The sequence below is a fragment of the Nocardiopsis sp. YSL2 genome, assembly GCF_030555055.1.
Taxonomy (GTDB): Bacteria; Actinomycetota; Actinomycetes; order Streptosporangiales; family Streptosporangiaceae; genus Nocardiopsis.
The window spans coordinates 3,131,957-3,153,660 of the sequence record NZ_JAMOAO010000001.1; the positions used below are offsets into that span (position 1 = coordinate 3,131,957).

Annotated in this window: 23 protein-coding genes and 1 pseudogene; 12 read left to right on the top strand and 12 right to left on the bottom strand. The window is 73.3% G+C overall.

The features are described 5' to 3' along the window. Positions 1–11: 11 nt before the first annotated feature. Both M1P99_RS13820 and M1P99_RS13825 read left to right on the top strand, forming a co-directional pair. A complete protein-coding gene (locus M1P99_RS13820) occupies positions 12–1,196 on the top strand; it encodes a helix-turn-helix domain-containing protein (protein WP_304453060.1) in 1,185 nt (394 codons plus the stop codon). Between the two features lie 105 nt (positions 1,197–1,301). Next, positions 1,302–1,610 (top strand): hypothetical protein, encoded by a 309-nt coding sequence (locus M1P99_RS13825; protein ID WP_304453061.1) that lies wholly within the window; start codon positions 1,302–1,304, stop codon positions 1,608–1,610. A gap of 26 nt (positions 1,611–1,636) precedes the next feature. On the opposite strand, the gene M1P99_RS13830 is transcribed toward M1P99_RS13825, so the two are convergent. After that, on the bottom strand, positions 1,637–2,593 hold the full coding sequence (locus M1P99_RS13830; RefSeq protein ID WP_304453062.1) for a proline dehydrogenase family protein: 957 nt from the start codon (positions 2,591–2,593) through the stop codon (positions 1,637–1,639). Positions 2,594–2,726: 133 nt separating this feature from the next. Between M1P99_RS13830 and M1P99_RS13835 the strand changes: the two genes are divergently transcribed. The 5 genes from M1P99_RS13835 to M1P99_RS13855 all read left to right on the top strand — a co-directional run bounded on the left by M1P99_RS13835 (position 2,727) and on the right by M1P99_RS13855 (position 9,228). After that, a complete protein-coding gene (locus M1P99_RS13835) occupies positions 2,727–3,683 on the top strand; it encodes a GlxA family transcriptional regulator (protein ID WP_304453063.1) in 957 nt (318 codons plus the stop codon). A 123-nt stretch (positions 3,684–3,806) separates the two neighbouring features. Next, a complete protein-coding gene (locus tag M1P99_RS13840; RefSeq protein WP_304453064.1) occupies positions 3,807–4,844 on the top strand; it encodes an NAD(P)/FAD-dependent oxidoreductase in 1,038 nt (345 codons plus the stop codon). 86 nt (positions 4,845–4,930) lie between these two features. Next, positions 4,931–5,413, top strand: coding sequence for a hypothetical protein (locus M1P99_RS13845; RefSeq protein WP_304453065.1), 483 nt, complete (start codon positions 4,931–4,933; stop codon positions 5,411–5,413). 298 nt (positions 5,414–5,711) lie between these two features. Further along, entirely contained in the window at positions 5,712–8,210 is a 2,499-nt protein-coding gene (locus tag M1P99_RS13850; RefSeq protein WP_304453066.1) for a PEP/pyruvate-binding domain-containing protein, read from the top strand. 169 nt (positions 8,211–8,379) lie between these two features. Then, on the top strand, positions 8,380–9,228 hold the full coding sequence (locus M1P99_RS13855; RefSeq protein ID WP_304453067.1) for an NAD(P)H-binding protein: 849 nt from the start codon (positions 8,380–8,382) through the stop codon (positions 9,226–9,228). Positions 9,229–9,331: 103 nt separating this feature from the next. Here M1P99_RS13855 and M1P99_RS13860 read toward each other — a convergent pair whose 3' ends face one another. The 3 genes from M1P99_RS13860 to M1P99_RS13870 are packed head-to-tail and all read right to left on the bottom strand — an operon-like array spanning position 9,332 to position 11,302. Next, the gene (locus M1P99_RS13860; protein ID WP_304453068.1) at positions 9,332–10,303 is read right to left on the bottom strand and encodes an AraC family transcriptional regulator; all 972 of its coding nucleotides are present in this window, start codon (positions 10,301–10,303) and stop codon (positions 9,332–9,334) included. Positions 10,304–10,307: 4 nt separating this feature from the next. Further along, positions 10,308–10,496: a DUF397 domain-containing protein gene (locus M1P99_RS13865; protein ID WP_304453069.1), complete on the bottom strand. Its 189-nt coding sequence runs from the start codon at positions 10,494–10,496 to the stop codon at positions 10,308–10,310. Positions 10,497–10,498: 2 nt separating this feature from the next. Continuing rightward, on the bottom strand, positions 10,499–11,302 hold the full coding sequence (locus M1P99_RS13870) for a helix-turn-helix transcriptional regulator (RefSeq protein WP_304453070.1): 804 nt from the start codon (positions 11,300–11,302) through the stop codon (positions 10,499–10,501). A 193-nt stretch (positions 11,303–11,495) separates the two neighbouring features. Between M1P99_RS13870 and M1P99_RS13875 the strand changes: the two genes are divergently transcribed. The 3 genes from M1P99_RS13875 (at position 11,496) to M1P99_RS13885 (ending at position 13,237) form a co-directional block, all read left to right on the top strand. Then, positions 11,496–12,023 (top strand): ATP-binding protein, encoded by a 528-nt coding sequence (locus M1P99_RS13875; RefSeq protein ID WP_304453071.1) that lies wholly within the window; start codon positions 11,496–11,498, stop codon positions 12,021–12,023. 83 nt (positions 12,024–12,106) lie between these two features. Next, on the top strand, positions 12,107–12,337 hold the full coding sequence (locus tag M1P99_RS13880; protein WP_304453072.1) for a BldC family transcriptional regulator: 231 nt from the start codon (positions 12,107–12,109) through the stop codon (positions 12,335–12,337). Between the two features lie 237 nt (positions 12,338–12,574). Next, entirely contained in the window at positions 12,575–13,237 is a 663-nt protein-coding gene (locus tag M1P99_RS13885; protein WP_304453073.1) for an enoyl-CoA hydratase/isomerase family protein, read from the top strand. 54 nt (positions 13,238–13,291) lie between these two features. Here M1P99_RS13885 and M1P99_RS13890 read toward each other — a convergent pair whose 3' ends face one another. From M1P99_RS13890 to M1P99_RS13905, 4 genes and pseudogenes are all read right to left on the bottom strand, one after another. Next, positions 13,292–13,981, bottom strand: a complete 690-nt coding sequence (locus tag M1P99_RS13890; protein WP_304453074.1) for an RDD family protein — start codon at positions 13,979–13,981, stop codon at positions 13,292–13,294. 207 nt (positions 13,982–14,188) lie between these two features. Continuing rightward, positions 14,189–14,617: pseudogene (locus M1P99_RS13895) on the bottom strand (phosphotransferase); the annotation flags it as partial. 570 nt (positions 14,618–15,187) lie between these two features. Next, positions 15,188–15,640, bottom strand: coding sequence for a DUF6463 family protein (locus M1P99_RS13900; protein WP_304453075.1), 453 nt, complete (start codon positions 15,638–15,640; stop codon positions 15,188–15,190). Beyond that, complete coding sequence (locus M1P99_RS13905; protein ID WP_304453076.1) at positions 15,637–16,254, bottom strand: DUF2867 domain-containing protein; 618 nt, start codon at positions 16,252–16,254, stop codon at positions 15,637–15,639. The genes M1P99_RS13900 and M1P99_RS13905 overlap by 4 nt, the downstream gene beginning before the upstream one ends. 96 nt (positions 16,255–16,350) lie before the next feature. On the opposite strand from M1P99_RS13905, the gene M1P99_RS13910 reads away from it, so the two are divergent. Continuing rightward, complete coding sequence (locus tag M1P99_RS13910; RefSeq protein WP_304453077.1) at positions 16,351–16,902, top strand: TetR/AcrR family transcriptional regulator; 552 nt, start codon at positions 16,351–16,353, stop codon at positions 16,900–16,902. A gap of 62 nt (positions 16,903–16,964) precedes the next feature. Here the strand turns inward: M1P99_RS13910 and M1P99_RS13915 are convergent, their stop codons facing one another. From M1P99_RS13915 to M1P99_RS13925, 3 genes are all read right to left on the bottom strand, one after another. After that, on the bottom strand, positions 16,965–17,513 hold the full coding sequence (locus tag M1P99_RS13915) for a dihydrofolate reductase family protein (RefSeq protein WP_304453078.1): 549 nt from the start codon (positions 17,511–17,513) through the stop codon (positions 16,965–16,967). Between the two features lie 82 nt (positions 17,514–17,595). Further along, positions 17,596–17,763, bottom strand: a complete 168-nt coding sequence (locus tag M1P99_RS13920; RefSeq protein WP_304453079.1) for a hypothetical protein — start codon at positions 17,761–17,763, stop codon at positions 17,596–17,598. Between the two features lie 233 nt (positions 17,764–17,996). Next, on the bottom strand, positions 17,997–19,160 hold the full coding sequence (locus tag M1P99_RS13925) for a nuclear transport factor 2 family protein (protein WP_304453080.1): 1,164 nt from the start codon (positions 19,158–19,160) through the stop codon (positions 17,997–17,999). Between the two features lie 127 nt (positions 19,161–19,287). Between M1P99_RS13925 and M1P99_RS13930 the strand changes: the two genes are divergently transcribed. Then, complete coding sequence (locus M1P99_RS13930) at positions 19,288–20,250, top strand: GlxA family transcriptional regulator (protein WP_304453081.1); 963 nt, start codon at positions 19,288–19,290, stop codon at positions 20,248–20,250. Positions 20,251–20,408: 158 nt separating this feature from the next. Here the strand turns inward: M1P99_RS13930 and M1P99_RS13935 are convergent, their stop codons facing one another. Beyond that, entirely contained in the window at positions 20,409–20,990 is a 582-nt protein-coding gene (locus tag M1P99_RS13935) for a DinB family protein (RefSeq protein ID WP_304453082.1), read from the bottom strand. Positions 20,991–21,704: the final 714 nt, after the last annotated feature.

Sequence of the window (21,704 nt, forward strand, 5' to 3'; positions counted from 1 at the left end):
GGAGGCCCGGCGTGGACGCTGCCGCCAGGGGCCAGATCATCCGCCGCAACCGCACCCGGCGCGGTTACTCACAGGCCGTGCTCGCGGGGCTCGTGGGCCGCTCCGAGTCCTGGCTCTCGCAGGTGGAACGCGGCATCCTCACCGTCGACTCCCACGACGTCCTGACCCGGCTCTCCGACGTCCTCCGCCTGCCCCTCGCCGAGCTGACCGGAACCGACCACCACGACCCCGCGCCCCGCTACACGGCGGCGGTGGAGATCGAGCGCGCGATGATGCGCTACTCCGAGGTGTCCGACGGCCCCGCCGACCTCGCGCGCCTGCGTGCCGAGGCCCATCGCACGCACGCCGCCTACCAGGCGACCCGCTACGGCGAGGTCGGCCGCCGACTGCCCCGCCTGATCCGGGACGTGGAGGCGGCCGCGCACAGGCGGGGCGCCGACCGCCCGGCGGTGTGCTCGGTGCGCGCCATGGTCTACAACACCACCGCGGCCGTGCTCCGCCGGGTGGGCCAGAAGGACCTCGCCTGGCAGGCGGCCGACCGGGCGATGTCCGCGGCCGAGTGGGCGGACCAGACCCTGCTCTCGGCCGTGGGCGCCTACCGGCTCGCCTACGTGTTCGTCTCCCGGGGCAGGCCCGCCGCCGCCGCCGAACTGGCCATGGCCGCCGCGGCGGCACTGGAACGGCAGATGCGCCCGGGGACCGCCGAGGAGCTGAGCGTGTACGGCGGTCTCCACCTGGCCGCGGCGACCGCCGCCGCGGCCGAGTACGACAAGGCCGCGGTGCCCCGTCTGCTGCGGCAGGCGCAGCTCGCGGCCGACCGCCTGGGCCGCGACATGAACCTGCACGGGACCGCGTTCGGTCCGACCAACGTGGCCATCCACACGATCTCGACTCGGGCCAAGGTGGGCGACGCCCGCGCGGCGGTCGCCGCGGGGGAGGCGCTGGACGTGGACGCGCTCCCCGCGGGGCTGGTCGGCCGTCGTGCCCAGGTGTGCCTGGACGTGGCCCGTGCCTACACGCAGACACGCCAGGACGCCGCGGCGGTGAACACCCTGCTGGACGCCGAGCGGATCGCCCCGGAGCTGGTCCGGCACGACCCGTCGACCGGCCGCGTGCTCCAGGAGCTGATGCGGCGCGAGCACCGGCCGTCCACGCCGGAGCTGCGCCCGCTCGCCCAGCGCGCCGGAGTGGCCTGACCCGCAGGATCCTGCGGGTCCTTTACCTTCACTCCACTGTCGGTCACCGAGGGTGACCAGGTCTAACGTCGAGCCGACCACGCGAGCCGCGGAAGGTGAGGCTGCATGACGGACGACCCCTCCGATCACGGGGTGGCTCTCGACGAGCTGGCGCGGCTGTTGCGCCCGCGCTCGACACCCGACCGGAGCCCGTCGGACGGTGGACGCCTTCCGAGGAGGGGAGCGGCGGACTATCCGGCGTCGGACGCGCTCTACGACGCACTGTCCGAGACGCTGCGCGTCCGCCCGCGCAACGCTGGGGAGGCCCACCGGGTGATCCGCGAGGCCGACCGGCTGTTGACGGCGCTGGACGCGCACATCAAGAACGGCGGTCCGCTGCCGTCCCCCTGGCGGCACGGCCGAGGCGCCCCCTGAGGCGGAACCCCGGCGGCGGAGCCGGTTCAGGACGCGGCGTCGACGAGGGCCTGGAGCACGCGCTGGGGGTCCTCGGCGAGCCGGTTGCAGACGTAGAGCCACCACTCGGTGCCGAAGACGACGTACTCGCGGGTGGGGTGGCCCCGCTCGGCCATGGCGTCGAGGCGGTCGGGGCCGAGGCCGAGCAGGGTCTCGAACTCCCAGGGCGCGTTCGCGTGGCCCCTGCCGCCGAGGTGGCGGTCGATGTGGTCGATCAGGTCCCAGTCGTGGGTCGCGAACGAGCACAGGTGGCCCGAGTCGGCCAGCCGCTCGGCGTAGGCGGTGTAGGTGTCGGCCAGGGCGGGGTCCTCGCGCGGGAGGGCGATGTCCCGTGGTTCGAGGAAGGCGCCCTTGACCAGCCGGATCCGGCCGGGGAGCTCGAGGAGCCCCGGCAGGTCCGCGGCCGTGCGGTGCAGCCGCGCCTGCACGGTCACGCCGACGTGGTCGAACTCCTCGCACAGGGCGCGGTGCACGGCCAGCACGGCGTCGGTGCGGTCGGAGCCCTCGGCCGAGATCATCATCTCGCGGCCGGACCCGGCGGTCGCCCGGGCGATCCGGGAGGCGTTGGCCAGGGCGAGTTCGCTGTCGATGGCCAGACCGACGTGCGAGAGGTCGAGCGAGACCGAACAGCCCTCGGGCAGGAGCCGGGCGGCTTCGAGGAACACGTAGGTCTCCGCCGCGGCCCTCTGCTCGTCGCGACAGCTCTCGCCCATGAACTCGACGCTGGCGCGGTGGCCGCCCGCGATGACGCGCCGCGCGCGCTCCACCGCGTCGGTCAGGCTCTCGCCCGCCACGAAGCGCCGGGCGACCCGGGCCGCCACGGGGCCCAGGACCGGATCCTCCGGGACGCGCCACTTCAGGTCCTCGTCGAGCGCGAGCCCGCGCAGGACCTCGGCGGCCTGTGCCGGGAGGTCGGTGGTCGCTGTGGTGGGGTGTGCGGTCATCATCGGGTGGCCTCGCTGTCGGTGTCGTCCGTGGAACCGCCGCCAGGTTTCCATGGGCGTCAGCGCAGCGGGAGTGGCAGAAATGACAGATAGGCTGAAATTCCTGCCAATCCGAGGGAAGGAGCGGGCCCGCGTGATCGGTGATGTCGTCGTCCTGGCCCTGGAGGGCGGCCACGCCTTCGAACTGGGTGTGTTCTGCGAGGTCTTCGGTATCGACCGGAGCGACGGCGCACTGCCCGTCTACGACTTCGCCCTCGTCTCGGCCGCGGGCGACAGTGTGCGCACCCGGCACGGCTTCGAGGTGCGGGCCTCCCACGGTGTGGACCGGCTCGCCTCCGCGGACCTGATCTGTGTCCCCGCCTACGATCTCGCGGTGCCCCAGCCGGATCGCCTGACCGATGAGCTGCGCGCCGCCGCCGAGCGGGGCGCCCGTGTCATGAGCATCTGCACCGGGGCCTTCCTCCTGGGCGCCGCCGGCCTGCTCGACGGGCGGCGCTGCACCACCCACTGGCGCTACACCGACGAACTCGCCCGCCGCCACCCGCGCGCCCGCGTCGAGTCGGACGTGCTCTACGTCGAGGACGGCCCGATCATCACCGGGGCCGGCACCGCGGCGGGCGTGGACACCTGCCTCCACGTGGTCCGCGCGGCGCACGGGAGCGCCGTCGCCAACGCGATCGCCCGCCGCATGGTCGCGCCTCCGCACCGGGAGGGCGGTCAGCGCCAGTACCGCGAACGCCCCCAGGCGCGGCAGGGGGCCAGCCCGCTCTCCGCCGTCCTGAACTGGATCGAGGCCAACCTCGACCGGAATCTGACCGTCGAGGAGATGGCCCGCCACGCGCACATGTCACCGCGCACCTTCGCCCGGCGCTTCCAGCAGGAGGTCGGCACCACTCCGCTGCAATGGCTGACGGGGCAGCGCGTCCTGCTGGCCCAGCACCACCTGGAGGCGACCGACACCCCGGTCACCGCCATCGCGGGGCGTACCGGGTTCGGCACGGTCGACAACCTGCGCCACCACTTCGTCCGGCGACTGGGTGTCACTCCCCAGGGCTACCGGCGCACGTTCCGGGCCCCGCGCGAGGAGTGACGACCCCGCCATGACCGGGAGCGCGTCCACGGTCACCGTGCCCGTGCGGGGACCTCGGCCGGCCGCGCTCCCGCGCGCGTTGGTACCTTCCTTTCCGGCGTCCCCCACCGCAGGAAGGTTCCCATGTCCGAGGCCCCCGTGGTCGTCATCGGTGCCGGAGAGGCAGGGTTGGCCACCGTCGAGGCCGCCAACCGCCACCGCGTCCGCCCGCTGGTCCTGGAGGCCGCCGACACGGCCGGGGGCTCGTGGCCGCACTACTACGAGAGCCTGACCCTGTTCTCGCCCTCCCCCTACGCCTCCCTCCCGGGCCGGGCGATGCCCGGCGGCGAAGCGACCTACCCCGGGCGGGACGAGGTCACGGCCTACCTGCGCGGCTACGCCGACCGGCTGGACGCCGACTTCCGCTTCGGTCAGAAGGTGACCCGCGTCGAGCGCGACGGCGGCGGGTTCACCGTCACCACGGCCGACGGCACCCGGCACGCCGCACGCGCGCTCGTCGCGGCCTCGGGGACCTTCACGCGCCCGCACCGGCCGCCGCTGCCGGGTCTGGACGGGTTCACCGGCACGGTGCTCCACTCGTGCGAGTACCGCGCACCCGAACCCTTCCGCGGGCAGCGGATCGTGGTCGTGGGAGCCGGGAACTCCGGTGTCGAGATCGCCGTCGAGCTGGCGGGGGTCGCCCGGGTGAGCCTCGCCAGCCGGGCCCCGATCGGCTGGGTGGACCAGCGCCCCCTCGGCCGCGACGTCCACTGGTGGGGCGCCGTCACCGGCGTGGACTCCGCCCCTGTGGGCCGGTTGTGGGAGCGGGTGCGGACGCCGGTCATCGACGACGGCCGCTTCCGTGCGGCGTTCGCCACCGGCAACCCGGACCGCCGACCGCTCTTCACGCGCCTGCGGGGAGAGTCCGTGGAGTGGGCCGACGGCGCCACGGAGGCGGTCGACACGGTGCTGCTGGCCACCGGCTACCGGCCCGCACTGGACTTCCTGGACGGCACGGGGGCTCTGGACGCCGACGGCCGCCCCCTGCACTCGGGCGGGGTCTCCACCACCGTCCCCGGCCTGGGGTACGTGGGACTGGAGTTCCAGCGCAGCTACTCCTCGGCCAGCCTGAGAGGGGTGGGCCGCGACGCCCACCGCGTCGTGCGCGGTGTCCTCACCTGACACACGCCCCGCCTCGCCGCGCCAGTGCGGTGACGCGGGTCGTCGACTACGCTGCCGGCCGGGCAGTCGAACCTCGAGGAGCGAACGTGACGCGTATCGGGATCACCGGTCACTCGAACCTGTCCGCCGGCAGCGCGCCGATCGTCCGGCGTGCGCTGGCGGACGCCCTGGCGCCGTACGCCGACGGTGACCTGGTCGGCCTGTCCTGCCTGGCGCGCGGTGCCGACCAGTTGTTCGCCGAAGTCCTGCTCGACGCCGGCGGGAGCCTGGAGGTCGTCCTGCCCTCGGTCGACTACCGGGAAGCGAAGGTCAGGCCCGACAACCTCGAACGGTTCGACGGGTTGCTCATGCGATCGGCGCTCGTGCGCTACATGCCCCATCGAACCGCGGGACGGGCCGCCTACGAGGCGGCCAACGAGACCGTCCTCGGCACGATCGACCGCCTGTTCGCCGTGTGGGACGGTGAGCCGTCCGGGGGCAGGGGCGGCACCGGTGACGCGGTCGCGGCCGCACGCACGCGCGGGGTCCCGGTCGATGTCGTCTGGCCGACGGGTGCCCGGCGCGAGTGAGGCCCGGGCCCGGGGTCAACGGGTCCTGCGTTCTTGATGGGTCAGGCGGGCCGGTCACGGGAACCTGACGACCGCGGCGCGGCCGCAGGACCGGGGCGTGGGGATCCCCGCGCCCGCACCGGTCCCGGGGCCCATCAGGGCTATGTTTCCGGTCCCCGGGTAGGCATAGACCGCGGATGTCGACCACAGCGGCGTACGCACGACACCTGTGTGTTCCGCCCGTTCGACCGGTCCCGCCGAGCGCGCCGAGCGCGGCCGCGTCGCGCAGCCGTCCGACCCGGCCCAGAGGAGCCCAGGCATGACCATCGTGGCACTGAACGGGATCAGCGCCGGAATGACCGACCGGGTCGGAGGCAAGGCCACCGGGCTCGGCGCGATGGTCGCGCTCGGTGAACGGGTGCCGCCCGGCTTCTGCCTGACGACGGAGGCCCACACGTCCGGAGAGATCCCCCGGGCGGAGCTCGCCGCCGCCTACGACGAACTCGGCGGCGGCCGCGTCGCGGTCCGTTCGAGCGCCACCGCCGAGGACCTGCCCGACGCCAGCTTCGCGGGCCAGCAGGACACCGTCCTCGACGTCGAGGGCACCGACGACCTGGTCGCGGCCGTGCGGCGGTGCTGGGACTCCCTCGACTCCGAACGCGCGGTCGGCTACCGAGAGGCCCTGGGCATCGACCGCGCGAGCGTGCGCATGGCCGTGGTCGTGCAGCGCATGGTCGACGCCTCGGTGGCGGGCGTGCTGTTCACCGCCGACCCGATGACCGGATGCCGCACCTCGATGGTCGTCGACGCCGCCCCCGGACCGGGCACCACCGTGGTCGACGGCTCGGGCCCCGCCGACCACTACGTCCTGCCCCGGGACGCCCCCGTGGACGGACCCCCGGACGGATGCCTCACACCCGCTCAGCTGGAGGAGCTGCGTGCCGCCGGGCGGCGGCTCCAGACGCACTTCGGCACACCCCAGGACGTGGAGTGGGCCTTCGACGGCGACGGTGTGCTCTGGCTGCTCCAGTCCCGCGCGATCACCACGCTGTTCCCCGAGCCGCCGCGCACCCCCGACACCCGCATGTACCTGGAACTCGGCCACATCCAGGGCATGCTCCGGCCCTTCACCCCCATGGGCCTCTCCCTCATGGGCCGGGTGTGGGTGCGCTGGTGCGAGCGGATGAGCATCCCCGTCGACCCCGGCGCCGCCTTCGGAACCGTCGGTATCGGCGGACGGCTCTTCGTCGACATCACGGGCCTCCTGCGCGACCCCCGGGTCCGCGACCGGCTGCCGCAGGCCATGGACGTGTACGGACCCCGCGTCCGGGCGGCGGTCGAACTCATGCGGGACGACCCCCGGTTCGCGCCCGTGCCCCCGAAACCGCTGCCCGTGCGCACGGCCCTCGCCGTGGCCGCCAGGACCGCGCCCATGTTCGTCGGCGGCCTGATCCGCTCACTCGCCAGGCCGGGCGCCTCCCGCGCCGACGCCTGGGCGGCGGTGCGCCGCATGCGCACCCGTCCCGGACCGGGGCCGACGGCCACCACCGCGGAACGGCTGCGGTTCGTGACCGAGGAGGGCTACGACGACATCCTCGGCGCGGACATGATCCGCGCGGCGATGCCCACCATGGCCGGGCTCCTGCTGACCGTGCTGCCCTCGGCTCTGCTCGACGGGGTGGCGTCGGAGGACGAGCTCGACCACGTGCTCGGCGGGATGCCCCACAACGTGACCACCGAGATGGACCTGGCACTGTGGCGCCTGGCCCAGAACGCGCGGCGGCACGGCGCGCTCTTCGCCGGCACCGACCCGGCCGAACTCGCCGCCCGTGACCGGGAAGGGACGCTGCCCGACATCGGGCTGGTGGAGTTCCTGGACGCCTACGGGCACCGCGCCGCCGCCGAGGTGGATATCGGTGTCCCCCGGTGGTCGGAGGACCCCGCGCCGGTGTTCGCCACCATCGCCAACTACCTGCGCATCGACGACCCCGACCAGTCTCCGGCCCGCCGGTTCGAGCGGGCGGCGGTCCGGGCCCGGCGGACCGTCACGGAACTCTCCCTCCGGGGCCGCGCCCGGCGCCCGGTCCGGGGGCGGATCGCGGCGGTGGCCATGCGCCGCTCCCGGGAACTCTCGGGCATGCGCGAGTTCGCGAAGTTCGCCTGGCTGGTCCCGTACGCGAGGATGCGCGAACAACTGCTGCTCGTGGGCGCGGACCTGGCCGCCCGAGGGCTGCTCGACCGGGCCGACGACATCGTCTTCCTCGACGTCGACGAGGCGCGCTCGGCGGTGCACGAGGGAGTCGACCAGCGCGCGCTCGCCGCCGGGCGCCGGGCCGTCCACGCGCGGGAGACGCGGCGCAGCGGCGTGCCGGTGGCCCTGCTGTCCGACGGAACGGACGTGGAGGCGCTCGTCCAGTCCGAGCCCGCTCCGGAGGGCGCGCTCAGCGGCCTGGGCGCGGCCCCCGGCCGGGTGACGGGCCGGGCGCGGGTCGTCCACGACCCGGCGGGCGCGCGCATCGAGCCGGGGGAGATCCTGGTCGTCCCCACCACCGACCCGGGCTGGACGCCGCTGTTCATGACCGCCGGCGGTCTGGTGACCGAGACGGGATCGATCGTGGCACACGGCCCCACGGTGGCCCGTGAGTACGGGATCCCCGCCGTGATCTGCGTCCGCCACGCCACCCGGGAGATCGCCACGGGCGACCTCGTCACCGTCGACGGTTCGGCGGGCACGGTGGTCTCCGAGGAACGGGACGGGGACGGGGGCGGGAGACCGGGCGAGGACGGGGACCGGCGCGACGACCCGGACGCCGGCTGACCGGGAGCAGGACCGCAGGTCGTGGGCCCGGCGCCGACCGGTCCGATCTCCACGCGCTCGACCACCCCGTAGGGCGGATCGCGGCCCCGACCGGCCGCCGTACGCACGCGTATGCGCGGCGGATCCCGACGCATGGCCGCCGGGCCGTGCCGCGCGCCAGGATTCCGGTATGGACAACGCACCAGTACTCGTCATCGGAGCGACCGGCAAGACCGGCCGCCGGGTCACCGCCCGCCTACGGGAGCAGGGCATCGAGGTCAGAGCCGCGTCGCGCTCGGGAGAGGTCCGGTTCGACTGGGCCGATCCGGACACGTGGCAGCCGGCCCTGGAGGGGGTCTCGGGGGTGTACATCGTCCCCCTGGACGCGCCGCCCTCACGCACACCCGCGCTGGTCGAGGCCGCCGTGGCCGCCGGAGTGAGTCGCCTGGTGCTGTTGAGCGCCCGCGGCGTGGACGTGCCCGGCTACTTCGGCGCCGACACCACCGCGAGCGAGCTGCACCTGGCGGGGGAGCGCGCGGTCCGCGAATCGGGGGTGGACTGGACGATCCTGCGGCCGAGCTGGTTCGCGCAGAACTTCAGCGAGGGAGACTTCCGGGACGCCATCGTGGCGGGAGAGCTGGCACTGCCCGCCGGGGAAGGGCGGGCGGCGTTCGTGGACACCGAGGACATCGCGGCCGTGGCGGTCGCCGCGCTCACCGGGGACGGCCACGCGGGTCGGACCTACGAACTCACCGGGCCGCGCGCCGTCGGCCTGGCCGAACTGCTGGGCGAGATCGGCCGTGTCGCCGGGATCGAGACGGGCTACGTTCCGGTCGGCGAGACCGATTTCCAGGACGCGCTGGTCGCGGAGGGCGTCTCTCCCGAGGAGGCCAAGCTGTGGTCCGACGCCATGCACGCGATCCGCACGAGCGGGGACGCGGTGGTCGCCGACGGAGTGCGCCGAGCCCTGGGCCGGGAGCCGCGCGACATCGCCGACGTCGTGCGGGACGAGGACGCTCGGGGCGCCTGGAAGCAGTGACCCGGAGGGGCGCCGTCACGAGGGGCCGGCGCCCCGTGCCCGTCACCGCTCCATGCCGCCCGGGCACCGAGCCGACCGGGGCCGCCCCGGAACCCGCCGGGGTTCACCCGACCGGGCCCGCGACCTCCACCCGAGGGGACCGCGGGCCGTCGTGCTCCACGGCGGCGAGCCCCAGGCGGAAGGCGGTCGGGCTGACCCCGCGCACCCGCTTGAAGGCGGCGCTGAACCCGAAGGCGTCCGCGTAGCCGACCCGGCGGGCGACCGCGGCGACGGTCAGCTCCGGCCGGGCCAGCAGGTCGGCGGCGAGGGTCATCCGCCAGCCCGTCAGGTAGGAGACGGGGCCCTCGCCGACCTGCTCGGTGAACCGCTTGGCCAGGGTCGTGCGCGAAACCCCCGCGCGGGCCGCCAGCGACGCCGTGGTCCAGGGCTCGGCCGGAGCCTCGTGCAGGGCCCGCAGCGCCGGGCCGACCACCTCGTCGCCCAGGGCCGCGTACCACTGGGGCCGCTCGGCCTCGGGCCGGTCGAACCAGTCGCGCAGCGAGCACACCAGCAGCCAGTCCAACAGCCGGTCCAGGACGGTCTGACGACCCGGCCCGGCGGTGGCGATCTGCGACTCCAGGTAGTCGCGCAGCGGGGCGCAGTCACCGTTGTCGGGGACGACGAGCACCGGTGGCAGGACGCGCAGGAGGTGGTGCGGGACCTCGGCACGCACGTCATAGGCCCCCGCCAGCAGCACCGTGCGGCCGGACAGCTCTCCGGGGCCCTCGGAGGCGGCCGCGTGGGAGGCGCCGCCGGCCCCACGCGACGGAACCGGTACCGGAACCGGCGCGGGCGCGGCAGGATCGTCGGTGAAGGTGAAGGGCTCCGGTCCCCGGACGATCGCCGCCTCCCCCGTCGAGACCCGCCGGGGCCGTCCGGTCGACGGCACGATCCAGCCCGCGCCGCGCAAGGGCGTGCACAGCGTGAGGTAGGGGGCGTCGGTGAACCGGAGTGACCAGGGCGGTCGCAGGACGGACCTCCCGAACACCGATCCGCGCCCCCGGACTCCGCTCAGCAGTGTGTCGACCACGTCCATGCCGTCACTGTAGGCGGGACCGGCTCCCGCGCAGCCCGCGCAGGAAGCCGCACCATTCGGCCGGGGAGAACGACAGGTGGCCCGCCGCGCGGTGGCGGGTGTCGCGGACGTCCGCGCCGTCCGGTTTCTCCCGGATTTCGACACAGTCGTTGCTGCCACCGCTGTACGTCGACTTGTGCCATTCAGCAGACATCGCTATTCCATCCTCTTCATCTCTTCGTGGATCGCCCGCAGTGACGATTCCGGATCCAGGGCCACGCCCTGGAGGGCGGCGAACAGCATGCGACGTCGTGCCACGGATGTCGAATTCGTGAGAACGCGTCCCTCTTCCGCGCTTTCCACATAGGCGATGTCGGGATCATCGCGCATCGTGAGAACTCGAAACGACCCGGAGTTTCCAGGATGCTTCGGATGGTCGGTCGGAACGACCTGGAGCGTGAGCCGTTCCCGCTCGGCCAGGCTGGCGACGTGCGCCAGTTGCTCACGCGTGGCGTGCGGACCACCGTACCTGCGACTCAACAACGACCGGTCGATGACCAGCCACAGCATCGGATGAAGGGACTCGTCCATGTGCCGGGCCCGGTCCATGCGCTCGCGCACGCGTGCGGAGATCTCGTCCGGCGGCAGCCAGGGCAGCGCGGAACGGATGAGCGCGCGGGCGCACCCCTCGGTCTGAAGATAACTCGGAAAGGCCAGGGCCTGGTATTCGTACACCGCTTCCGCTTCTTGTACGGCGGTGGCGATCTCGTCCAACCAGGCCGGCCGTCTGCCGCCGGTGAGATCGTCCCATAAACGCTCCAGTTGACCGAATCCAATGGCCCCGTCCAACGCCGACCGCAACTGCGCTGAGGGGTTCGCCTTTCCTCGTTCGATGTCCGAGATCTGGGATTTGCTGCTGTTGACGCGGCGTGCCAGAGCCGTCTGTGTCAAGGACACCTCGTTGCGGAGACGCTGCACTTCCCGCCCGTAGCGAAGGAGCGCTTGCTTGTGAGGGGGCATAGGACAAGCACAGCACACGGCACCTCCGCCGTGGAGCTATTCCGGAAGATTCCGGTGACTCCGGAAGGTATCCGAAGCGCTACCGAACGCCTTCCCCGGAGGTCGTCCCAGCGGGATCGTGGAGTGCACGGGTGCGGACCGGATGTCCGCCGCCGTGCACAGTCGTGGCACCAGACGCCGACCGGGAGCAGCCGTGGACACTCGACCCGCCCTGTCCGTGACCATCAGCCTCAGCGAGGCCGGACCCGGACTGCCGGAATCGCCCGGTGATCTCACGCCGATCCTGCCCGACGGCGGACGGCCGCTGGCCCCGGAGCTGACGGTGCCGGGCCTGCCGTCCCAGGCCCGGCCGGTCCGCCGCTACCTGCACGACCTCACCGCGGGGCTGCCGGTGGCCGCCGCCCACGCGGTGTGGCTGGGTTCCGAGCTGTTCGCGAACGCGGTGCTGCACAGCCGCAGCGGCGACCCGGGCGGCACGGTCACCGTCGGCGTGTACGAGTGGCCCGACCGGATCCGGGTGCGGATGGTCGACGACGGCCCCCGCGCGGAGTCGCCCGGCGGCCCGCACGTGCGGCCGCTCGACCTGGCCGAGCCGGGCGGCCTCGGACTGCGTGTGGTGTCGCTGAAGGCCGCGCGCTGGGGTGTGGACCATCCCGGTGACGGGTGCACCGGCGTGTGGTTCGACCTCGATTCGACCGGCCGCCCGCGCGGTGGCCGGTGACCGGAGCCGTGCCGCGCACCCGCGAATCCCGCGGGGGCGCCCGACCCCCGTCCGCCGAACACGTCCCAGGAAAGGACTCTCACGTGCCTCCGAACCCCGACTTCCCCGCGTACCACAGCGCCCCCTTCGAGGAGGAGGACCTGCTGACGTCGCCGGAGGTGGCGGCGCTCTTCCGGGTCGACGTCAAGACCGTGTCCAGGTGGGCGGTGCAGGGGCGCCTGCCCAGTTTCCGTACGCCCGGGGGGCACCGCCGCTTTCCCTCGGGCGAGGTCCGAGCCCTGCTCGCCCGCAGCCGCACCCCCATCCGGAGCTGACCGGGCCGCCCGCACCGGGCGCCAGGTCGCGGGAACGCCGCCGGCCGGGCGCCCACCGCCCCGGAAGGCCGGTGCGGGCGTTCACCGCGTCGCCGGGCCGGTCCGGGCACCCGCCGCACCGGCCGCACGGCGTCCGTACGGCCCGCGGGCATGGTCCGCGGGGCTCTCGGCGCGGTCGGGGACCGGCGGTGTAGGTTACCTCTCAGTAGTGGCCGCCGTCGCCCCCTGAGGAGCCGCATGCCCACCCTTGAACGCCACGACGACGTCTTCGTCCTCGATCTGGGCGAGGGCGAGAACCGCCTGCACCCCGACTGGCTCACCGAGGTCGACGCGGCCCTGGACGAGGTGGAGAAGGCCGAGGGCCCGCGCGCCCTGGTGACCGCCGCGACCGGCAAGTTCTACTCCAACGGACTGGACCTCGACTGGCTGTTCGCCCACCCCGAGCAGCACCCGGACTACCTCGCGAGGGTCCAGGACCTCCTGGCACGGATCCTGTCCCTGCCGCTCTTCACGGTGTCGGCCGTCCAGGGTCACGCCTTCGCCGCCGGGGCGATGCTCTCCCTGGCCCACGACGTCAGAGTCATGCGCGCCGACCGCGGCTTCTGGTGCCTGCCCGAGGCCGACATCGACATCCCGTTCACACCGGGGATGTCCGCGCTCATCCAGGCCCGCCTGACCCCCCAGACCGCGCACGTGGCCATGACCACCGCCCGCCGCTACGGCGGAAGCGACGCGCTCGCAGCCGGCATCGTCGACCAGGCCGTCCCCGAGGACGACGTGCGCCCGACCGCGGTGGAACTCGCCCGCTCGCAGGCGGCCAAGGCGGCGAGCCCGACCCTCGGGACCATCAAGACCCGCATGTACGGGCCCGTCCTGGACCTGCTCAGGGAACGCGGCTGAACCGGGGGCGGCCCACGGCCGCCCCCGGGATCACGGGCCCCGCCGCGTGTCGGCTCAGCCGCGGTCCCGGACCACCAGCGTGTCCGCCACCATGTCGCCCACCCGCTGGTTTCGGTCGGAGCCCAGGATGACCAGCAGTCCGACCAGGCCGGAGAGGATGCCGTCGACGATGAACAGGAGCACCCGCACCAGGTGCCGCGCCGCCGACACCCTGCCGCCGTCCCCGCGCACGATCCTGATCCCCATCAGCATCATGCCGAGCGTCTGCCCCTTCGCGCTCATGATCGGGACCAGCACCCAGTAGGCGAGGAAGATGGCGACGGCCAGGACCGTGAACACCGTGTAGGCGAGCGTGGCCAGCCACGGCTGGGCGAGGGAGCCTTCCGCGCCGCCCGGCGTCGGCGCCAGCGGGATGAACACCGCGTAGGCGAGGGCGATACCGATCCCGGAGATCACCGAGTCGATGAGGTACTGCGCGATCCGGCGCCAGACGACGTCGACGTCGCCGGGCACGGCCCGGCGGCCGGCGGCGGCCCCTGTCGGCGGCGGGACCGGGGCCGCCTCACCCTGCCCGCCCGCGGACGCCTCGTACCGTCCGGGCCCCTGCCGTTCCGGGCGGGGCGGACCCGGGTCCGCCGCCGGCCGCCCCTCCGCGTGGGACCGCGGAGGGGGCGGCGCGGGGTGCTGTTCGCGGATCCCCGGACGCGGATCGCCGGGGTCCGGCCTGTGCTCTCCCGTACTCATGGTTCCTCCCGAGGTCCCGGGGGCACGGGATCCGCACTGCCACCCGTGCCGGCCATCGGACGCGGTCGCCCGCGTTATCCCCCGTCCGACCTGGGCGGATTCACTCGTTGCCCCAATCCGTCCGGGGTCTTGGCCGGGTCTTGGCAGGTACGGGGAACGCGGGTCCTGACGTAGCGGTCCGGGCACACCGCTCCGGTCACGCGGGACTCAGGGCAGCAGGGCCAGCGCCCGCCCCAGGTTGTGCTCGGCGATACCCCGCATCACCTCGCGGTCGGGGAAGTCCCCGTCGAGCAGCCGCAGCGGCCCGGCCACCAGTGACAGGCGCATCGCCAACGCGTACAGGTCCAGGCGCGCGGGATCCAGGTCCGGGCGCCGCAGGGCGTCGTAGTGCTCGGGGAAGCGCAGCCGCAGGAAGACGTGCTCCCACTCGGCGTCGAAGTACATCAGGCCCTCGATGTCGATGAGCACCGCGCGCCCGTCGGTGTCGATGAGGACGTGGTCGGGGCCCAGCTCCCCGTGGACGAGCGAGTACTCCGCACGCGGGGCCACCCGTGCCGCCAGCCGCCGCAGGTGGTCGGCCATCCGCTCCCGGGCCGCCGCGATCCTGGGGTCGCGGCCCGCGGCCCGCGGCCTCGGCCAGGTCGACCAGGGCCCGGTCCAGGACCAGTTGCTCGCAGGACGCGCCGAGGGAGGTACCGCCCCGCTCCAGCAGGTCGACCCGGCCGTGGCGGGGAGAACGGTCGCGCCACATCAGGTCGAGCGACCGGGCCAGGTCCGCCAGGGCGGGTGCCGGCCGTCCCGGGTCCGAGGCCAGGGCGGTTTCGAGGGTGTCGCCCGGGACGTCCTCCACCACGGCGACGCCGACCGCTCCGCCAGGGCCGCCGCCGTCCGCGGTATCGGTCCACAGCAGACGGGGGACCCGCACGCCCAACCGGTCCAGGGTCCGACGTGCGGACAGGAACAGCGCGGGTCCGGACGCGGGCGCGAACGGGTCGGCCGGGTCGTCCCCGCCGGTCCCGGGCCAGAAGTCCTCCCCGCTCGCCCACCTGTAGACGATCACGCTCGTCGCCGCCCCGCCGTCGAGCCCGAGCCGGTAGACCCCCTTCTTGCTTCCTCCGCGCAACCGGTCGACGCCGGTGATCCGGTAACCGGACCCCAGCGCGTCGCGCACCGCATCCGACAGTTCCCCGTTCGTGGCGAATCCGCTCATCGGTCGAACGTAGCCGGAACCGCGGAGGTACGCCCCCGTCCGTTCGTCCGCCGCGCCAGGACGACGAGCGCGCCGGCGACGGCACCCGCGAAGTACGGGGACGGCACGAGCAGGACGCCGCCGACGAGGCACCACGCCGCCAGGCCCCAGCCGAGCCACGCGGGCACGGGCACACCGCGTCCGGCGAGATGCCAGGTCAGACAGCCCAGCAGGATCAGCGGTACGGCGAAGCTCCCCGGACCCGCCCAGAAGGTGAGGCTGTTCTGGAGCGAGACCATGGTCGCCCCGGTTCCCGCCAGGTCGAGCGGTACGGCCGCCCACACACCGCGCTCCCCCCACGCGGCGATGTCCGCCCGGGAGAAGACGGCCAGCAACGCCAGGTGCCCCGCGCCGAGCACGACCATGATGCCGCTCGCCCAGCGCAGCAGGCGCCGTCCCGTGTCCGTCATCGGTCCCCTCCGCCCTGTCCTGTCGGGACGTCGTCCCTGCGGAGCCAGGCCAGCTCCCACCGCCGGGTCAGCGCCGGATAGACGACGAGGTGGCGGAAGGGCGCGATGGCGGCCATGTAGAGCCGACCGAACCATCCGTTGGGCTTGACGAGGACGGTCATCCGCAGCTCGTGGTCGCCGTCGGCGCCCGGCGCCCAGCCGAGGTGCATGACGGTGTGCACGGTCCGGTTCGCGAGTTCGCCGGCGGACTCCGTGTCGGTCTCGTAGACCGGCTCCATGGGTGTGTCGTCGTCGGCGAGGTCCGGCCGGGTAGCGCGCAGGTCCTCGGGCAGGCGGTCGCGGAGGGAGGCGACGCGCCCGCCGGTGCCCGCCGCCGGGTCGTCCCAGCCCAGGAGCGCACCGAGCTTCCAGCGCACGGCGAACAGGAACCGGACCGGGCCCCTCTGCTGCGTCACCGCGCCGAACGCCCGCATCGCGGCGAGCATCGCGGGGAAGTCGTCGGGCCCGGCTCCGGGAGTGCGGAAGGCCCACACGTCCTCGACGTCGAAGTCCGGGGCCAGTCGGCGGATGATCCACGGGTGCTCGGTGTAGGCGGTCTTCGCGAGGCGTGCCATGTCGACCTCTCGTTCTATACGCAGCCGTACATTCTTTATGTACGGTACCGTACATACTCACGACACGACAGACGAGGACCCCTGAGAGGTGAGCAGGTGCCGCCGACCGCCCGCACCCCACGCGCCCGCTGGATCGACGCGGGCCTCGACGCTCTGGCCGGGGGCGGGCCCGACGCCGTGCGCGTCGAGTCCCTGGCCGCCGCCCTCGGCGTCACCAAGGGCGGCTTCTACGGCTACTTCGACGGCCGTGCGGCCCTGCTCACGGAGATGCTGGACGCGTGGGAGGCACGCAGCACCAACGACGTCCTCGCACGGGTGGAGTCCGAGGGAGGGGACCCGGTCGACAAGTTCCGGCGCGTCGGCGAGCTGACGTTCTCCGACGACCTGCACCGGATCGACATCGCGGTCCGTGAGTGGGCCCGCCAGGACCCGGAGGTCGCGGAGCGGCTCCGGCGCGTCGACAACGTCCGGATGGAGTTCCTCCGGACGACGTTCCGGTCGTTCGTCGACGACCCGGACGAGGTCGAGGCGCGGTGCACGCTGGCGTTCGCGCTCGCGATCGGCCGCCACTTCATCGCCGCGGACCATTCCGGGCGCACCCAGCGCGAAGCCGTGACCCTGGCGGGGGAGTTCCTCCTGCGCCCCTGACGCTGAGTGGCGCACGCGCGTCCTCGTACTTCGGCCCGGGGCAGGGCCCCTGCCGGGCCCCGTCAGGCCGGGCGGTAGGTCAGCAGGACGTTGCCGGAGTGGAAGGTCCTGGTCTGGCGCAGTTCGAGCCGAACACGCTGGTGGAGCGACGCGTACAGGGAGGCGCCCCCGCCCAGCAGGACCGGGTTCACCATCACGCGCAACTCGTCGACGAGGCCGAGTTCGAGCAGGCTCGCGGTGAGCCGCACGCTGCCGAACAGCGCGATCTCCTTGCCCGGCCGCTGTTTGAGCGCGGTGACGGTCTCGGCCGGGCCGCCGCGGGCGAGCGTGGCGTTGTTCCACTCGACCTGGTCGAGCGAGGAGGAGACCACGACCTTCTCGACGCTGTTCATGAACGCGGTGACCTCGGGGTCGGCATCGGTCGCGTCCGGCCAGTACGCGGCCATGTGCTCGTAGCCGGCCCGGCCGAACAGCAGCGTGTCGATGTAGGCGTCCTGCCGGTTGGAGAACTCGAAGAACTCCCCGTCGACGTTCGCCCAGTCGAGTTCGCCGTTCGGGCCCTCGTAGTAGCCGTCGAGGCTGGTCATGACGAAGGAGACGAGTGCGCGCATCAGAGGTGGCTTCCGTTCAGCTCGGTGGGTGTGCGGCGGGGCGTGCGTCGACGCACCGTGGTCACAGGGAAGGCGCCCGGGCTCACCGGTGGTCGTTCTCCTTGAGTTCGACCACCCAGGCGCGGCGTTCGGCGATCAGGCCCTCGCGCATGACGAACACCTCGGCCATGGACATGCGCATCACCTCGCCGGTGTCCTGGCGCACCGATCCGGTCAACTCCGCCATGACGACGTCGCCCTCCTCGACCATGCGCGGCCGCCTACGAGGCCGCCCTCGCCGAAGCCCGGCCGGAGGACTGAGACAGGCCCGGCCGGTGGCCGGGCCGATCGCGGGCGGGAACCGCCGCCGTGTGCCCGCCGCCGGGGCGGGCGCACACGGTGAGGCCCCCTATTGACGCGACGCGTTCCGCCTGGCTCCGGAACCTCCGGTTCCGTCGGAACGCCCGCGCCCTGCGCCTGGCGGGCCTCCGGCGCCCCGCGCCCCTAGGCCCGCCGCGGAACCGTGCCCGCCTCCTCGGAGCTCGGCGCCGCCTTCGCCCCCGGGCCCGGGACCACGTCGGTCTCCCGCGGCCTGCCCGCCGCTTCGATTCCCCCGTGCTCCGCCTCGCCGAAGAACGGGTCGTCGATCGCGTAGAGCCACCGTCCGTCGGGCTGGCGGCGGGCCAGTTCGGTCGTCACGGTCTCCGTCGTCCGCGCGCCGGGCGGCCCGGACACCGAGGCGGCGTGCGACATCAGGGCCAGGCCCGACGACTCCTCGACCCGGCGACGCACGAGGCGGACCCGCACACCCTCGGCGACATAGGCGCGTAGTGCGTCCCGGATCGCCTCGTGGCCGCGTACGACGGCACCTGGGCGGGGTGCGAAGGCGGCGTCCGGTTCGTACAGGTCCACCAGACGGTCCACGTCGCCGTCGGCGAGGAAGCGTTCGAAGAGCGGTCCCAGCTGCTCGGGACGGGTCGCGACGTCGTCGACCCGGTCCCAGTACACCGGCCGGTCGCCCCAGCCCGCGGACGCGACGAGGTCGAACCAGGTGGGCACTGTTCCGTGCGGTGCGTGCAGGGCCGCCAAGTGCCCCGGGAAGCTCAGGGGTCCGGCCTTGTCGGGGTGGCCGTCCGCCTGCTCGACGATGGCCGCGGCGAGCGTGTACCCGAGGTCGTGGCGTGGGAAGGCGGCGTGCACCCGGTCGGCGAACCCGGCGGGCAGCGCGTCGCGGTCGCGCCCGAGGATGTCGGCGGCCACACCGAGCTGGGTCACCGCGGCCTCCGGACTCTTGCGGTGCGCGATGCCCTCACTGGTGTGCAGCGCGACGGCGTCCCACACCTTCACCACGCGCTCCTCCGCCACACCGTGTCCCCGCAGGAACCGAGCTGCGGCGTCGGCGCCGTCGACCTCGAACCGCTGGCCGCCGGCGCCCGCAGGGACCACGCCGATGTCGTGCAGCAGGGAGGCGGCGAAGACGAGTTCGTCGTCATAGTCGTGATCGGGCCGCAGGCCGTTGCCGGACGCCAGCTCACGGCCGAACAGATAGCTCCGGACACAGTGGCCGTACAGCCACCCGGGCAGGTGGCGCCGGGCGAACTCCCGGGTGCGGAGGGCGAGTTCGCTCGAGGGAAGGCCGAAGTCGGATCGACGGTCTGGTCGAGGCACGGTGTTCACTCCATGTGGGATGCCGGAGCCCGGGGGATCCAGGGCTCGTGTGGTGTCCCTCCCACGATCCGACCTGGGCGGATGCGGGACCAGTGGCCAGGATGCCAACATCTGTTAACATCCGGCCATGAGGACCGTGGCCGTACTGGCGCTGGACGGGGTCGCCGGCTTCGAACTGGCCATCCCGGGCCAGGTGTTCGGCACTGCCAATGCCGTCGCGCAGGAGCCCTCCTACGACGTACGCGTGTGCGCCCCGGGCCACAGAGTCGAGACCGACCCGGCGTTCGGCCGCACGGAGCTGCGCACCGAGTGGGGTCTCGACGCCCTCGCCTCGGCCGACCTCGTGGTCGTGCCGGGCCACACGCGGTTCCTCGAGGAACCGCCCGCGGACGTGACCGAGGCACTGAGGCGGGCCGTGTCGAAGGGCGCCGTGGTCGCCTCGGTCTGCGTCGGCGCGTTCGTCGTCGCCGCGGCCGGCGCGCTGGACGGACTGCGCGCGACCACGCACTGGCAGTACGCGGACGAGCTCGCGAGACGCCACCCCCGCGTCGACGTCGACCCCTCGGTCCTGTACGTGGACAACGGGCCGGTCCTGACCTCCGCCGGAGTGGCGTCCGGCCTGGACCTGTGCCTGCACCTGGTCCGCCGGGAGCTGGGCGCGGAGGTCGCCGCGGGCACGGCGCGGCGCACGGTCATGCCCCTGGAACGGAGCGGGGGCCAGGCCCAGTACATCGAGCACCCCGACCCGGTGGCGCCCACGCCCTCCCTGCGGCACACGCTGGAGTGGATGGCCGCCAACCTCCACCGCCCCCTCACCCTGGAGGACATCGCCGACCGGGCCGCTCTGAGCGTGCGCAGCCTGAACCGGCACTTCCGCTCCCAGGTCGGCACCACTCCGATGCGATGGCTCCTGCAGGCCCGGGTCCGTCGGGCGCAGCAGCTCCTGGAATCGACCGACCAACCGATCGACCGGGTCGCCGCCGAGACGGGGTTCGGCTCGACCGTGACCTTCCGCCACCACTTCACCCGGCTGACGGGGGTGCCGCCCGGTGCCTACCGCGGCACGTTCGCCCGGCGCGCGCGGGCATGAGAGCCGGCTCCTCGTCGACGCATGACGCGGCCCACCGCGGTGGCGGCCCGGCGAACGTGGGCCGCTGGGACCACGACGCACGCTAGGGACGCCGACAAGCCGGATCAAGGACGCGTTGGGCGGCGTCCGGGGGGTCTCAGGGTCACCGACAGAGCCGCTCAGCCAGTCGGGGCCTGCCAGGGCTGGAACCATGGGTCGGGCCACTGTTCGGCGGCGGCCAACAGGGGGAACAGGGTCGCGCCGTCGATGGATTCGCGGATGATGTCGGAGTGACCGCCGTGTCGGGAGGTCTCCTCGATGAGGTGCAGCAGCACCCAGCGAACGGACCAGTTCTTCACGTCGGCGGGGAACCACGGCAGTCCCTGTGGGACGGGCACGGCCTGGCCGAGATCGGCGATTTCTGCGATCACCGCATCCGTCTCCTGGGCCGCGGCCTCGTACTGGTCCAGCACGTCGGCGAGCGTCTCCTCCGCGGTGAGCACGAATTCTGCGGAGTCGCTCTCGTCCGCCGTCCGCTGGGGGCCGCGCTGCCGCTGGAGGATCAGGTCGGTCCAGTGGGCCTCGCACCGTGCGGCGTGCTTGATGAGGCCGCCGATGCTCAGTTCACTGGCGGTGGGCGTCATCCTTGCCTGATCGTCCGTCAGTCCATGGGCGGTGGCGCGCAGAGTCTGGCGTTGCTGGGTGAGGTAGGCGAGCAGGCCTTCGCGCTCGTCGGCGATCGGCGGTACGTGTGCGGGCATGGGGTTGACCTTCTCCCTTGGAGAGGGGTCTGGTCAACCCTCCTGTGAAAGGGATTTCAGGTTCTTGCGCAAGGCTTGAGCTCCTTTCAGGAGTCGTCGGTGCGCGTGGCCAGGTGCTTGTCGCAGGTGAGGGCGCAGGCGATGCCGGGCATGGCCGGGAAGTTGGAGGCCTTTGCGCCCCCAGCGCACGTTCAACCTGCGGTAGGAGCCCAGCCAGGCGACCGAGCGCTCGACCTTGTACCGGTGGCGACCCGGCCGCTGGGAGGACTCGACGCCGGGCCGGGCGAGGCGCACGCCGATCCCGTTGGAGCGACTGGCAGACTCTCGCTCAGTTCGGGTCGAGTGGGACGCGGGTCCTGGAGGAGCTGAAAGCCCTGTGGGGTGGGGGATTCCCGGAACAATGGCGTTCTGGCGGAGGCGCGGGTGTGCTCCGGGACGCTCGGTGAGGTGGGCGCACTTGGCGTGTATCGGGGAGCGCACCAGGAGCGTTCTCGAGGTGCCGGACACGGGAAAACCTTGAGAATGGAGGGGTGGTCCAGGGGATCGAACCCTGAACCCGTGGATCAAAAGTCCACGGGAAAGCTGCCGTTTCGCCCCATATATACGACTTTGTTCCCGGTTGCCCAGGCGCCGTCGTGCTGCCGGAGACCACACAGGACTACCCCGTGTTGTGGGATCACGGGACTGCGGAGCACGAACGGAGGATTTCCGGCC